This is a genomic window from Pseudoxanthomonas koreensis (assembly GCF_041890415.1).
GTDB lineage: Bacteria > Pseudomonadota > Gammaproteobacteria > Xanthomonadales > Xanthomonadaceae > Pseudoxanthomonas > Pseudoxanthomonas koreensis_A.
Genome location: NZ_CP169056.1, coordinates 2,520,481 through 2,534,584 on the forward strand (window position 1 = coordinate 2,520,481; position 14,104 = coordinate 2,534,584).

At 67.9% G+C, this 14,104-nt stretch carries 12 protein-coding genes and 1 pseudogene; 6 read left to right on the top strand and 7 right to left on the bottom strand.

Annotated features, from left to right (window positions below; all coding sequences use genetic code 11):
- The first annotated feature begins 77 nt into the window (after nt 1-77).
- The 4 genes from ACEJ41_RS11505 (at nt 78) to ACEJ41_RS11520 (ending at nt 4,280) form a co-directional block, all read left to right on the top strand.
- Nucleotides 78-332, top strand: a complete 255-nt coding sequence (locus ACEJ41_RS11505) for a DUF2249 domain-containing protein (protein ID WP_374012406.1) — start codon at nt 78-80, stop codon at nt 330-332.
- Entirely contained in the window at nt 329-1,579 is a 1,251-nt protein-coding gene (locus ACEJ41_RS11510; protein WP_374012407.1) for a hypothetical protein, read from the top strand. The genes ACEJ41_RS11505 and ACEJ41_RS11510 overlap by 4 nt, the downstream gene beginning before the upstream one ends.
- A 188-nt stretch (nt 1,580-1,767) precedes the next feature.
- Nucleotides 1,768-2,805, top strand: a complete 1,038-nt coding sequence (gene nadA, locus ACEJ41_RS11515; RefSeq protein WP_374012408.1) for a quinolinate synthase NadA — start codon at nt 1,768-1,770, stop codon at nt 2,803-2,805.
- A complete protein-coding gene (locus ACEJ41_RS11520) occupies nt 2,802-4,280 on the top strand; it encodes an L-aspartate oxidase (protein ID WP_374012409.1) in 1,479 nt (492 codons plus the stop codon). Before nadA ends, ACEJ41_RS11520 begins: the two co-directional genes overlap by 4 nt.
- An 86-nt stretch (nt 4,281-4,366) precedes the next feature.
- Here ACEJ41_RS11520 and ACEJ41_RS11525 read toward each other — a convergent pair whose 3' ends face one another.
- On the bottom strand, nt 4,367-5,146 hold the full coding sequence (locus ACEJ41_RS11525) for a polysaccharide deacetylase family protein (RefSeq protein ID WP_374012410.1): 780 nt from the start codon (nt 5,144-5,146) through the stop codon (nt 4,367-4,369).
- 63 nt (nt 5,147-5,209) lie between these two features.
- Here ACEJ41_RS11525 and grxD point away from each other — a divergent pair, with 63 nt between their 5' ends.
- Entirely contained in the window at nt 5,210-6,136 is a 927-nt protein-coding gene (gene grxD / locus ACEJ41_RS11530; RefSeq protein WP_374012411.1) for a Grx4 family monothiol glutaredoxin, read from the top strand.
- Nucleotides 6,137-6,559: 423 nt separating this feature from the next.
- Here grxD and ACEJ41_RS11535 read toward each other — a convergent pair whose 3' ends face one another.
- The gene (locus ACEJ41_RS11535; RefSeq protein ID WP_374012412.1) at nt 6,560-7,096 is read right to left on the bottom strand and encodes a DUF924 family protein; all 537 of its coding nucleotides are present in this window, start codon (nt 7,094-7,096) and stop codon (nt 6,560-6,562) included.
- 245 nt (nt 7,097-7,341) lie between these two features.
- Here ACEJ41_RS11535 and ACEJ41_RS11540 point away from each other — a divergent pair, with 245 nt between their 5' ends.
- The gene (locus ACEJ41_RS11540; protein WP_374012413.1) at nt 7,342-7,680 is read left to right on the top strand and encodes a hypothetical protein; all 339 of its coding nucleotides are present in this window, start codon (nt 7,342-7,344) and stop codon (nt 7,678-7,680) included.
- An 11-nt stretch (nt 7,681-7,691) separates the two neighbouring features.
- On the opposite strand, the gene fghA is transcribed toward ACEJ41_RS11540, so the two are convergent.
- From fghA to ACEJ41_RS11565, 5 genes and pseudogenes are all read right to left on the bottom strand, one after another.
- Nucleotides 7,692-8,522 carry an S-formylglutathione hydrolase gene (gene fghA, locus ACEJ41_RS11545; RefSeq protein ID WP_374012414.1) on the bottom strand — a complete coding sequence of 277 codons (831 nt, stop codon included), beginning with the start codon at nt 8,520-8,522 and terminating at the stop codon, nt 7,692-7,694.
- Nucleotides 8,523-8,547: 25 nt separating this feature from the next.
- A complete protein-coding gene (locus ACEJ41_RS11550; protein WP_374012415.1) occupies nt 8,548-9,657 on the bottom strand; it encodes an S-(hydroxymethyl)glutathione dehydrogenase/class III alcohol dehydrogenase in 1,110 nt (369 codons plus the stop codon).
- A 60-nt stretch (nt 9,658-9,717) separates the two neighbouring features.
- On the bottom strand, nt 9,718-9,993 hold the full coding sequence (gene frmR, locus ACEJ41_RS11555) for a formaldehyde-responsive transcriptional repressor FrmR (RefSeq protein ID WP_374012416.1): 276 nt from the start codon (nt 9,991-9,993) through the stop codon (nt 9,718-9,720).
- Between the two features lie 300 nt (nt 9,994-10,293).
- Entirely contained in the window at nt 10,294-13,458 is a 3,165-nt protein-coding gene (locus tag ACEJ41_RS11560) for a type ISP restriction/modification enzyme (protein WP_374012417.1), read from the bottom strand.
- A 59-nt stretch (nt 13,459-13,517) separates the two neighbouring features.
- Nucleotides 13,518-13,858 (bottom strand): annotated as a pseudogene (locus ACEJ41_RS11565) (transposase); the annotation flags it as partial.
- Nucleotides 13,859-14,104 lie beyond the last annotated feature (246 nt).

Below are 14,104 nucleotides of genomic sequence, written 5' to 3' on the forward strand. Positions count from 1 at the left end.
CAGCCGCCTGACCCAGGTCAATGCACACGCAGCAATACGCTGCGAACGTGGGGCATCGATTGCATGCGAGTGACTCCATGACCGCGCCGCTGGACCTGCGCCACCTGCCACCGCCCGAACCGATGCAGCGCATCCTCGATGCGGTGGATGCGCTGGCGCCGGACGCGCGCCTGGACGCATTGACTCCGTTCCGCCCCGACCCGCTGCTGCCGGTGCTGGAGCAGTGGGGCTACGCCTGGCGGATCGACGACCTGGAGGGCGGTGGCGCACGCATCGCAATCTGCCATCGCGGGCAGGAAGCGGTGCTGCTGGCCGACCGCACCGCGCGATGAGCGGGCTGGCAATGACCCGGGCGCCACCACCGTGGCGTCCGCTGCGCTTCCTGCTCGGCAGCCCGCTGTGGGGCATGGCGGCAGGGGTGTTGCTGGTGATGGATGGCGACGCGCTGGCCCAGGGGCGCTGGGCGCTGCCGGCGGTCGCACTCGTGCATGTGTTCACCCTTGGCGTGCTGGGCAACGCGATGCTCGGCAGCCTGCTGCAGTTCCTGCCGGTGGCCGCCGCCACGCCGGTGCCCGGTGCGCGCTGGGCGCCGTTGTGGCACGTGGCCTTGAACGTGGGCCTGCTGCTGTTCGTGGCCGGTCTGTATCACTCGCACGCACTGTTGCTGCCGGCATCGCTGCTGCTGGCCACTGCACTGCTGGCGGTGGTGGTGCCTCCCCTGCCGGGGCTGCTGCGGCGCGGTGCCCAGCGGCTGCTGCGCGGCGGGATCGGATCGGCGCTGCTGGCCCTGGTGGCCACGGTCGGGCTGGGGATTGCAGCTGCCGCCGTGCTGGGCGGCCAGGCCGGATGGCCGCTGGACCGGCTGGCCGACGCGCACGCCACCCTGGGCATGGGTGGCTGGGTGCTGGTGCTGCTGGCGATGGTGGGCAGCGTGACCGTACCGATGTTCCAGGGCACCGTGATGGTGCATCCGCGCATGCTCGGCTGCTGGCTCGCCGCCACCCTGGTCCTGCTGGCCATCACCGTGGCCGCGCGGCTGCACGGCGCGCCATCGTGGCTGCCGATGCTGGCCCTTGCGCTGCCGGCGACGGCCTTCGCCGCCACCGTGCTGTGGCTGCACGCGACCGCGCCGCACCGGCGCAACCCGACCCTGGTGCGCTTCTGGCGCGCCGGCGTGGTGGCCATGGCCCTGGCCGCGCTGCTTGCGTGCGCGGCTGGCGCCGGTGCGCCCGCGCCAGCGGTGATGCTCGCCGGCACCCTGGCGATCGCGGTGGCGGCACCGCTGCTGGTGAACGGCATGCTGCTGGAGATCGTCGGCTTCATCACCTGGATCGATCTGCGCGGCCGCTGCCCGCGCGGCGTGCGCATCCCCGCGACAGGGCGCCTGCTGCCCGATGACGACAAGCGCATCGCCCTGTTCGCGCACCTGGCCGCCACAACGCTGCTGGCCGGATCGGTGCTGTGGTGGCCGCTGGCGTCTTTTGCCGGTGTGGCGCTGGTGATTGCCAATGCCATCAGCCTGGCCTGCCTGCTGCGCTGCCTGCACCGCGCCCGCACGTTCGCCCGCGAACGCACGTAGGAGCCGGTCTTGCCGGCGATGCTTTCGCATGGCACCTGCCACATGCCGTGCCCGATCCGGCCTGGCTTGACCCAGATCAGGAGACGCGCGCGACCGCACCGCTAGCATCCTCGATGGATTGTTCTCCCCCCCCCCCGCTCCACCGCCGCGGCACGCCCGTGCATGCCGCCGCCCACACCGGAACCGCCATGCCTGCCACCCAAGCGCCGGCCGCCCCCCGCTGGCGCCCTGAACTGGAAGCGCAGTACGCCGAACTCGGCGCGCGCCTGGAACCCCTGCTGCCATGCCTGGAGTGGCCGCTGCACCTGCCCTGGATCGACGCGATCAACCGCCTCAAGCGCGAGCGTGGCGCGGTGATCATGGCCCACAGCTACCAGTCGCCGGAAATCTTCCACGGCGTGGCCGACATCACCGGCGACTCGCTGGCGCTGGCCCAGGCCGCGGGCGACTGCGAGGCCGAGGTGATCGTGCTGTGCGGCGTCCACTTCATGGCCGAGACCGCCAAGATCCTGGCCCCGCACAAGACCGTGCTGATTCCCGACCCGGAGGCCGGCTGCTCGCTGGCATCGTCGATCACCGCCGAGGACGTGCGCCAGCTGCGGCGCCAGCACCCGGGCGCGCCGGTGGTCAGCTACGTCAACACCAGCGCCGCGGTGAAGGCCGAATCCGATGCGTGCTGCACCTCCGCCAATGCCGCGCGGATGGTGGAGGCGATGGCCGCCGAACACGGCGCCGACAAGGTGATCTTCCTGCCCGATGCATTCCTGGGCTACCACGTCGCCCAGCAGACCGGCATCGAGCTGGTGCTGTGGCACGGCCGCTGCGAGGTGCACGAGCAATTCACCGCGCAGCAGGCACGGCACGCGCGCGAGCGTTTCAACGCGCGCCTGGTCGCCCATCCCGAATGCCCGCCCGAGGTGCAGGAGGAAGCCGATTTCGTCGGCTCCACCACCGCCATGGGCGCATGGCTGGAAAAGGAGAAGCCGGAGCGGGTGGCGCTGATCACCGAATGCTCGATGGCCGACAACCTGCGCACGCGGTTCCCGCAGGTGGAGTTCATCAAGCCCTGCAACCTGTGCCCGCACATGAAGCGGATCACCCTGCCCGCCATCCACGATTGCCTGAGCACGCTGGGCCATGAGGTGCAGGTGCCGGCGCAGATGGCGGTGCGTGCGCGTGCGGCGCTGGAGCGGATGCTGGCGGTGGGCCGGCACGACCGCGCATGAGTATGCGCCGCAGGCCACCCCTGGTGGTGGTGGTCGGCAGCGGCGTGGCGGGATTGTCGGCGGCATTGGCCGCCGCGCCGCGGCAGGTGCTGCTGGTGGCGCGCGGCACTGATGGCCATGGCAGTTCCAGCCACTGGGCGCAGGGCGGCATCGCCGCGGCGGTAGGGCCCGGCGATACGCCCGCCGCCCATGCGCACGACACCGAGGAAGCCGGCGCCGGCCACAACGATGGCGCGGCCGTGCATTACCTGACCGAGCAGGCGCCGGAGGCGATCGCGCGCTTGCAGGCGCTGGGCATGGCCTTCGACCGTGCGGACGATGGCCGCCTGCGCCTGGGCCGCGAAGGCGGCCACCACGCCGACCGCATCGTCCATGCCGGCGGCGACGCCAGCGGCGCGGTGTTGCTGGCCACGCTGCTGCGTGCGGCGCGCGCGGCCAGCCACATCCACCTCCGCGAGGGCGTGCAGGCCGATGCGCTGTTGCTGCGCGATGCGGCCGTGGCCGGCATCCGTCTGGAGGATGCGCATGGCGGCACCAGCCTGGTGGAATGCAGCGAGGTGGTGCTGGCGACCGGCGGCATCGGCGCGCTGTTCGCGGCCAGCACCAACCCCGCCGGCGCCGATGGCAACGGCCTGGCCCTGGGCGTGGCCGCCGGTGCGGCCACCCGCGACCTGGAGTTCGTCCAGTTCCATCCCACTGCATTGGCGACCGGCGGCAGCGGGCCGTTGCCGCTGGTCACCGAAGCGCTGCGCGGTGCCGGCGCGCGCCTGTGCGACGCAAACGGCCGCTCGCTCACTGCCGGCCTGCATCCGCTTGGCGACCTGGCCCCGCGCGACCTGGTCGCCCGCTGCGTGTGGCAGGAAAGCCTGCGCAACGACCACGCCTGGCTGGATGCCACCGCCCTGGGCGATGCCTGGCCGGTACGCTTCCCCACCGTGCATGCGGCCTGCCTGGCGCATGGCGTGGACCCGGCACGGCAGCCCATCCCGGTGGTGCCTGCCGCGCACTTCCACATGGGTGGCCTGGCCACCGACCGCGATGGCCGCACCGGCGTGCGCGGCCTGTATGCCGTGGGCGAGGTCGCCTGCAACCGGGTCCACGGCGCCAACCGCCTGGCCAGCAACTCGCTGCTTGAGGGGCTGGTGTTCGGCCACCGCCTGGGCCTGCGCCTGGCCGAGGCAGGGCCACTGCCGGCGATGGCGCACGGCGCGCACCGCTGGGCCGGCCGTGGCGCGGCCGCCGACGCACCGGCACTGGCCTGGCTGCGCACCCTGCTGTGGAACGCGATGGGCCCGGTCCGCGACGGCGGCACCCTGGCCTCGGCGCTGCGCGTGGTCGAAAGCGGCATTGCCAGCGATGTGCCGGCAGGCCACGCATCCTGCGGCTGGCAGGGGCGGCTGGCTTGCCTGCTGCTTGCCTCAGCGCTGCAGCGCGGCGAGAGCCTGGGCGCGCACCATCGCAGCGATGCGCCGTGAGCCGGATCATGGCGTGCATGGCTACGCACCCCGTCCGATGCGGCCACGCGGCGCGGATGCGCGTGGACCGGCGTGCGGCTGCTCGCCTATGCCGGCGGGACGACCGAGCGATAGCCGCGTTCGGCCAGCCGCTCCAGCACCGCTTCGACGATGCGCACGCTGGCGCCATGCGGTGCGCCCTCGTGCAGCAGGACGATGGCGCCCGGCGCCAGCCCGCTTTCGATCCGGCGCAGCACCCGGTCCGGATCTCCGTCGACCGCATCGTAGCCGCGCGCGCACCACGCCACCCGGACCAGGCCGTGGCGACGCAGCGATGCGGCCACGAACGGATTGGTCATGCCCACCACCGACCGGAACCAGCGCGGCGCGGCGCCGGCCACCTGCGCCAGTGCCTGCTGCGCAGCGTCGATCTCGCGCGCCATCGCGCGCGGCCCCAGGCGCCAGAAGTGTGCCTGCGGATGGGTGTGGCTGTGGTTGCCGATGCCGTGGCCGCGCCGCAGGATTTCCTGCACCAGCTCCGGCCGCGCCTGCGCGCGTGCGCCGACCAGGAAGAACGTGGCCCGCGCGCCGTGCCGGTCGAGCAGGTCGAGGATCGGCACGGTGTCGTCCGATGGGCCATCGTCGATGGTCAGCCACACCGCCTGGCCCACGTCGGCCAGCCGCACCAGGGCCGGCCCGTAGAAGCCGGACCACGGCAGGAACACCGGCACCACGAACAGCGCGTGCGACAGCAGCAACGCCGGCACGCCCCAGTGCCAGCCCAGCCGCCACCACAGCAGCACCACCAGCAGTTGCGAAGCCACCACCCAGCCGATCCAGGCGTGTGGGTGGCGTGGAACGGGATGCTGCGTGTGCGGAGTGGTCATCGCCGCATCATGCCACGCGGCGTAGAATGAATCCCTTGTCACCCCAGCCTTGCGAGTGCCCCCATGTCCCTTGATCCCGCCCTGCGTTCGCGCATCGAATCGCTGCTGCAATCCAACCGCGTCGTGCTGTTCATGAAGGGCCAGCCCGGCATGCCGCAGTGCGGCTTCTCGGCCAAGGCCAGCGGCCTGCTGGCGGATCTTGATGTGGAGTTCGCCCACGTCAACGTGCTGGCCGACCAGGAGATCCGCGAAGGCATCAAGGCCTACGGCAACTGGCCGACGATCCCGCAGCTCTACGTGGATGGCGAGCTGGTCGGCGGCAGCGACATCGTCGAGCAGATGGCCGGCAGCGGCGAGCTGTCGCAGTTGCTGGGCCTGCCGCCGCCGGACCGCACGCCGCCGCAGGTCACCGTCACCGAAGCGGCGGCCGAGAAGCTGCGCGGCGCGCTGGGCGATGCCGACGACGCCGCGCTGGTGCTGACCATCGATGCGAAGTTCCAGCCGCGCTTCCAGATCGCGCCACGCAATGACACGGCCATCGCGGTGGATGCGGCTGGCCTGCGGATCCAGTTCGACCTGGCCAGCGCGCGCCGGGCCAACGGCATCACCATCGACTGGGTCGACGATTTCCGTGGCCAGGGCCTGGCCATCGACAACCCGAACGCGCCCAAGCCGGTGCAGGCGATCCCGCCGGCCGAGGCCGACCGCCAGGTCCGCGCCGGCGAGCTGGTCCTGGTGGACGTGCGCCCGCCCGAGGAGCGCGCCCATGCGGCGGTTGCGGTTGCGCACCGCAGCCTGGACGGGGACGGCCGCGCCGACCTTGAAGCCCTGCCCAAGGACACCCGGCTGGCGTTCCTGTGCCATGTGGGCGAGCGCAGCGCGCGGGTGGCCGAGGAGTTCCGCGCCAGCGGTTTCACCCAGGTGTTCAATGTGGAAGGCGGCATCGAGCGCTGGTCCGCCGAAGTGGACAGCAGCGTGCCGCGCTACTGAGCCGGCGATTCCGGAGTTGCCGCAAGAGGGCGGAGGTCGCAAGGCCTCCGCCTTTTTTCTGTTCGTCCCCCGCGTGAGGGAGTATGCGCGGCCGCGTTGCCGCAAGCGGCGGTGCGGGGCTTGTGCCGTGATGTAGCGGGTGGGCTTGTCGTCGCGGTGCGGTGGGTGGGCTTGTCGCGGCGGTGCGGTGGGTGGGCTTGTCGCGGCGGTGCGGTGCGATGCCTGCTGCCGCTCATGTCCGCCGGACGACGCCCATCCGCATATCGATGCTGCGGCTCCGCATTTGTAGGAGCCGGTCTTGCCGGCGACCGCGGCGCGGGATGACGTAACGCGATGTAACCCCGTGCGATGCGGTATGCGGTGATGACTCGACCTGGCCTGTGCCGGGTCGCCGGCAAGACCGGCTCCTACAAGAGGCGGGCTTCAGAAGCCTCCGCCGGCGTCCAGCCAGGCCTGTTCTTCCGGTGTGCTGACCCGGCCCAATGCACGGTTGCGATGCGGAAAGCGGCCGAAGCGGGCAATGACCTCCTCGTGCGCCACCGCATAATCGAGGTACTGCGCATCGCCCAGGGCACCGAACAGTTCCACCGCAAGGCGCTGGTCGGCCGGGTCTTCCGAGTGCTCGTATGGCAGGTAGAAGAATGCGCGCAACGCCGGCTCGACCTTCGCATCGTGCCCTGCAGCCAACGCGCGGCTCGCATATGCACGCGCAAGGCCGTCGGTGGCGTAGGCATGGCCGCTGCCGCGGAACACGTTGCGCGGGATCTGGTCGAGCAGGATCATCAGCGCCAATGCACCTTCGGCATCATCCAGCCACGGCTCGATCTCGCCGCGCGCGGCGATGTGGTGAAGCTGCAGGAAACGCGCCTCGCACTGGCGGTCGAATGCCTCGCCGCCGTTGAACCACGCGCCGGGGCCCGCCTCGCGCCAGAATCGCACCACCTCGTCGGCCGTCGCCATGCATCATCTCCATCTCTGCAGGATGGACAGGATGCCGCAACCGGCCAGGGACGGCACGCCGGGCGTATCGTTGGACGACGCGCGGCGTTGGACGCGCAGGCCTGTGCGATGGTTCCAGGCCGGGCATTGATCGCATCTGCATGCGCCCGGCCGTTATGGTGGCCGGTGCCCCCGATAACCGGAACCGCCGACGCGGCCTTCGCGGCTGGGCACCGAAACTGCACTCCCCGCCTCCGGAGTCCGCCATGCCCCGATACATGATCCGCCTGCCAGATCCCGCCAGCGCCCGCGGCAGTACGCCGGAACTGGCGTTCACCGCGCACGGTGCCGAGGCCTTCGCCGAGGAACTGCAAGCCGCCCTGGCCACGCCTGCACTGTTCGAACGCTGGCGTGCGCTGCAGCCGGACCCGGACGAGGTGGATCCTGCCTTGGGCGTGACCGATCCCGGCGCCAGGGTGCGCGGCACCCAGAAGGGCCTGCACGTACTCCTGGAGGCCGATACCGGCATCCCGGGCGATATCCTCAGGCAGCGCCTGCGACTGCTGGCCGGCAACCACTGGGAGCTGCGCGACGTGCGCTTCTGACTGCGCCCGCCCTACCCACGCAGCGCCCGCGCGTGGTGGGCGAGGTGCTCGCCGATGAAACTGGCGATGAAGTAATAGCTGTGGTCGTAGCCAGGGCGCATGCGCAGTTGCAGTGGATGCCCGGCTGCGGCCGCCGCGGCCTGCAGCAGTTGCGGGCGCAGTTGCTTGTCGAGGAACTCGTCGCCGTCGCCCTGGTCGATCAGCAGCGGCAATTTCTCCGGTGCGTGGCGCACCAGCTCGGTGGCGTCGTACTGCTTCCAGGCCTCGCGGTCCTCGCCCAGGTAGGCGGAGAATGCCTTCTCGCCCCATGGCACCTGCGAGGGCGCCACGATCGGCGAGAACGCCGACACGCTGCGGTAGCGGCCCGGGTTGCGCAGCGCGATCACCAGCGCCCCGTGCCCGCCCATCGAGTGCCCGCTGATTGCGCGCACGTCGCTGGCCGACGGGTCCGATTCCACCCAGGCCGGCAGCTCGTCGACGATGTAGTCGTACATGCGGTAGTGCTTCGCCCACGGATCCTGCGTGGCGTTGAGGTAGAAGCCTGCACCCTTGCCCAGGTCGTAGCCGTCGGCATCGGCCACCTCGTCGCCGCGCGGGCTGGTGTCCGGCGCGACCAGGATGATGCCGTGCTCGGCGGCATAACGCTGGGCGCCGGCCTTGGTGATGAAGTTCTGCTCGTTGCAGGTCAGGCCCGAGAGCCAGTACAGCACCGGGCATGGGCCGTGCGCGGCCTGCGGCGGAAAGTACACGCCGACGGTCATGTCGCAGCCCAGCACTTCGGAGCGGTGGCGGTAAACGTCCTGCCAGCCGCCGAAGCAGGCGCGATGTTCGATACGTTCCATTTGGGTCTCCGGTTTTCCCCGCGGCTCAGTAGTGGATGACCGCGCGGATCGACTTGCCCTCGTGCATCAGGTCGAAGGCCTCGTTGATGCGCTCCAGCGTCAGGGTGTGGGTGACGAAGGGCGCCAGCTGGATGTCGCCGCGCATCGCGTCCTCGACCATGCCCGGCAGCTGGCTGCGGCCCTTGACCCCGCCGAAGGCGGTGCCCATCCACTTGCGCCCGGTGACCAGCTGGAACGGCCGGGTGCTGATCTCCTTGCCCGCGCCGGCCACGCCGATGATCACGCTCTGGCCCCAGCCGCGGTGCGCGCATTCCAGCGCAGCGCGCATCACCTCGACATTGCCGATGCACTCGAAGCTGTGGTCCACGCCCCAGCCGGTCATCTCCACGATCACCTGCTGGATCGGCTTGTCGTGGTCCTTCGGGTTGACGCACTCGGTCGCGCCCATCTGTTGCGCCAGTTCGAACTTGGCCGGGTTGGTGTCGATGGCGATGATGCGGCCGGCCTTGGCCTGCCGGGCGCCCTGGATCACCGCCAGGCCGATCGCACCGAGGCCGAACACGGCAACCGTGTCGCCCTCCTGCACCTTGGCCGTGTTGTGCACGGCTCCAATCCCGGTGGTCACGCCGCAGCCGAGCAGGCAGGTGTGCTCGGGGTTGGCTTCGGGATTGACCTTGGCCAGCGAGACCTCGGCGACCACGGTGTATTCGCTGAAGGTCGAGCAGCCCATGTAGTGATAGACCGGCTGGCCGTTGTAGGAGAAGCGGGTGGTGCCATCGGGCATCACGCCCTTGCCCTGGGTGGCGCGCACGGCCACGCACAGGTTGGTCTTGCCGCTCTTGCAGAACAGGCACTGCCCGCACTCGGCGGTGTACAGCGGAATCACGTGGTCGCCCGGCTTCACGCTGGTCACGCCCTCGCCCACTTCCATCACGATGCCGGCGCCCTCATGGCCCAGCACCGCCGGGAACACGCCTTCGGGATCCTCGCCCGACAGGGTGAACGCATCGGTATGGCACAGCGCGGTGTGGGTGATCTTCACCAGCACCTCGCCGCGCTTCGGGCCTTCGAGGTCGAGCTCGACGATCTGCAGCGGCTTTCCGGCTTCGAACGCGACGGCAGCACGGGTCTTCATGGTGTGGCTCCTGCAATGCGGTGGGGCCCGCGCCGGATGCACGGGCAGGTCAGGGTGCGGCTATTTCAGGTACGAGCGGATCAGCCCGGTCATCTCGGCCACGCGCTCGGCGCGTTCGGCATCGCTGTGCGCGGCATGCCCGAACTCCTCGCGCAGGTGCGATTCCAGCACCTCGCTCATCAGCCCGTTGACCGCACCGCGGATGGCAGCGATCTGCTGCAGCACGGGGCCGCAATCGGCGCCGGATTCGAGCGCGCGTTCAAGGCCCTCGCACTGGCCGCGGATGCGTCGGATGCGGGCCAGGACCTTCTTTTTCTCTTCAGGCGAATGGGGCATGGCCGCCGCATCGTCCCATAGTGGGGGGGAGTATAGCAGGGCGGCCCGGAACGGACCACGTGGCCGCCCACGGGGCGCAACGGCAAAGTTTGTGTCCGATGTACAAACTTTGGTCAACTAAGCCGGTACAGACTTTGGTGACGGCCGAAATGGGTCTCAATGCGAGCCAATGCCTTGGGCAAGGCGCCTTAACCCCACTTGGGTTATGTGGGGCAGATGCCCGGACTCAGGGATTCCCGACATCCGCTTCGACGGGCTCCGGCCAGAAGCGGTAATTGCGCTTGCGACCATACAGCCCTGTTAGTTGACTTCGCGCAATGGCCAACCTCCGTGCTTGTCTACCAGGGCATCGAGTTCCGCCTGAAGCTCTAGCGTGCGAGCAAGGGCAGCAACAACCTCGTGGTAGTGCATGACGTCCTCGAAACTTAGCCGGCGACCTTTGCGGTCCTTCAGCCACTTCTCGGCCACGCGGTAGCCGCCGATGTGGGTATCCCACACGCACTGCGGCACGCCGTCGAAGTGCTGAGCTTCGTTGATGTATACGCGACCCCGGCCGTCATTGCCGGGAGCCCAGCGCACCTTGACGACCTCGTTGCTGCCGGTGACGTCGAAGCGGCTGACGCGTGTCTGCTTCTGTTCCATGGTGTGCAGCGCCATCAGCTCGTGACCGATGGTGACGAATCGGTCGAACAGGTCGCGCCCTGTAGGGAGCGGGATACGCGGGAAGTCGCGGCGCAGAAAGTCGGCGTATCGGCTGCGGTACGAGGGGGCGTAGAGGACCGCGTAGATCCAGGCGAACGTGTCTTCGGGGATCGGCGTACCACCGACGACGATAGAAAGTTCATCAATGAACTTCCCCGCCAGATTAGGCCTCTTTCCGTCGGAAGTCTGATCCAGAAGATCGGTTGATGCGTTCGCATAGAGCCACAGGGGGCTGGCGGCCATGATTCCGCGATTGCTGTACTGGGCACGGTTATCAGCAATTGCGTCAATAGCTAGAATATGTGTATAGCCTTGATCGACAGATGCTTGCCGCATCATCGCTAGACCTATGTTCTTTCGGCCAATGAAATGATCGAACGCACGTTCCCGTCGATGAACGGAAACGTTGCGGTCATACACCGTCCAGCGGACATCAAACGGCCGATACAGGATCGGCACGACCCTGTCGCGCCACTCCCCGCCTGCGAGTTCTTGCTTCGCACGTGCGTATCGCCACTGATCTTGGGAGCACAGCGTGAACAACTCACGCGCCTCGGCTTCCGTCATCGTTGCCAACAGGCGTTCCACCTTATCCACGGCTTCCTCGGCGGTCCACGAGATCGCGAAGTCGTCATGCGTGGTGACGATGCCGGGCGCCGGATCACCGTTTGGCGCGAACACATCGCGCAGGGACCAGCCCGTTTGGTACTCCGCCAGCAGTTGGGCATCCTGCGGCACGAACAGATAGGCGGGGGCGGCCGGCTTCAGTTCCTTCCACGTGCTTGAACGCAGGTCCGTCGCATCCAAGGAGTCGTACTTAGACGAACGAAGGCCGAACAAGTCCGCTCGGAACACCCTACCAAGGTGTTCCGAATCCCGCTGTATGCTCTCCCGGCGCACAAAAATTCCGATCGCCACCCCCTGCTGAATGTCAAACACATTCTCGTCCTTGCTCCCGTCCAGCGCCTTCTCCTTCTTCTTGCTGTTGCCGTGCAGGTCAAGTAGATAGAGTTCGTCAAAGCTGCGCAGCAAGCTACGCCGCATGTCCATGAAGGTTGGGTTATCGAGGTAGCCATGATTCGTGACGAACGCCAGAATGCCGTGTCCGGTCTGCTCGATGCGCCACTGGGCAAAGCGGATGAACTTCACGTAGTCATCGGAAAGCCACTTGGCCTGGGCCGGCTTCTTCAATTCTGGGCTTTGCTTGTATCCGGTCATCAGTTCTTCGATCCACTCGCCCTTGTTGATCGAATGCCCTGAATACGGTGGATTGCCCAGCACCACCATCACCGGCGCGTCGCGCTTGACGTTTGCCGCGGCACGCGATTCCTCGGCCAGCCACTGGGTAAACAGCGGCAAGCCGGTCAGTTCGTGCGCCTCCTCTAGTGAGTTGGTCAGAAACACGCCCAGGCGCTGGTCGCTGGAGAAGTCGTATCCGGACTGCTCCAGTTCCAGTCCCAGCTTCATATGCGCCACGGCGTAGGGCGCCATCAGCAGTTCGAAACCGAACAGGCGCGGCAGCAAGTGTTCGGCCACGTAGCCCGGCCACGCTCCCGCATTCCCGTCGAAGTGCTCGCGAATCTTCGCGATCACTGCGTACAGGAAGGTGCCCGTACCGGTGGCCGGGTCGAGGATCTGCAACCGATGCGTGTCATAGGTTTCCTCGCCCTTACCCTGCACTTTCGGACGCTTGAGCTTTATCTTCTTAGCATGGGCCAAGCCTTCTTTCATGCCGAAGTCGCGCTTTAGCAAGGCATCGACGCTGCGCACGATGTAGCCAACCACGGGCTCAGGCGTGTAGTAAACGCCGCGTGCCTCGCGCATTTTTGGGTCGTAGGCAGCTAGGAACGTCTCATAGAAGTGCACTACCGGGTCTTCCTGGCGGGTGCGCTTTCCGAAGTCGGCCAGGATCGCGGCCATGTCGGCGCGCGCCAGTAGCTCGGCCAGCTGATCTACCGCCCAAGCGATGCGCTCGTCCAAGTCTGGCCCGGCGATGGAGTTGAACAGCTTGCGCAGAAACGGATTAGTTCTTGGCAGTGCGCTGGCGGCGATCTGGCGGGTGAACCCTTTGGCGGGTGCATTGCAGCGCGCCGCGAACAGGCCGTAGCACAGCGTCTGCGCGTACATATCGGCGAACTGCTCGATGGTCAGCGAATCGATCAGCACTTTTCGGAAGGCCTGCAACTGTCCGTGCAGCTCACCTTGCTCACCCTCGGCCTTGAAGGTCTGCTCGATCAGGCTGCGGATCAGCTTGGCTAAACCCGCCATGCGGGTAGCAAGGTCCTGCGGCGTGGACTTGAGCGGGATGTCAGCCAACAAGAACTGGTCCAGCAACTGCATGGTGGCGGACGCCGCGTCGTCGCTCCAGCGGATTCGGCCATTGGCGGCAGGGCGCGGCAGGTCGGCCGTCAGGCGTAGTTCGCCGTCCAAGTACCAGCGGAAGGAAAGGTAATCTGTAAGGACCAGGTTGCTGAGCGATTCGCGATAGCGGGTTAGCTGCTCGCCGCGCTCAAGTTTGGCTAGATCCAGCCCAACGTCCTTGGCTTCTACGTGGCCCAGCGGCACCGTGCCGCGGACGATGATGAAGTCTGGAGCACCGCACTTGATCTGGCGCGGCTCGTTGATGGCGTCCACTGCCGGCCCGCCGAGGGCTTCAAGCAGCGCTTCGAGCGCCGGGCGGTGGGTGTGTTCGCTGGCCTGGCCGGTCTTAAGGGCCTGCTCCATCGAGGCCAAGTAGGTGCGCATCGCTTCGAGCTTGGTCATCCGTCATCCCTTCAGCCGATGCCAATAGAGTACGTGAAGACTACGAACTCCCGGCAGGGGCACATCACGACCAGCCTGAACTCGCCGATATGCGCGCGCATGAACGCGTACTTCGCCCTTACCCCCTGGCAAAGTACGCGGCGGCTTTTTTTAGAATGTCGCGCTCCTCGGTCACGCGCCGAAGCTCGGCCCTGAGGCGGCGCACCTCCGCCGAGTCGGTCCCCGACGGCACGGAGCCGGCGGCCGGCTTGCCGGCCCTCTTCGCCTTCTGCACCCAGCCGTAGAGCGTGTGCTTGGGGATCCCGATGCGCGCGGCCACGTCCACCACCGTGAAGCCGCGCTCGAGCACCTGCTTGACCGCCTCGGCCCTGAACTCATCCGTGTACTGCTTGCTGCTCATGAACACCTCTGCTGTAACCATGAATTATGGCCTGCGGGTGTCTACGAAAGGCTGGGCGGTCCAGAATTAACAATCGCGCCCACCTCAACCCATCGGCGCACAAACTACACCGGTGGCGGCGCACTTACTTTGGGCTTGGGTCCACCACGGCAAACAGGCAGCGCAACAGCGGCGGCCCGGACTGCTCACCAGTGATTCGGCGCGCGTGGCGCAATGAACGCATGATATTGACCCTGCGTTAGGCTA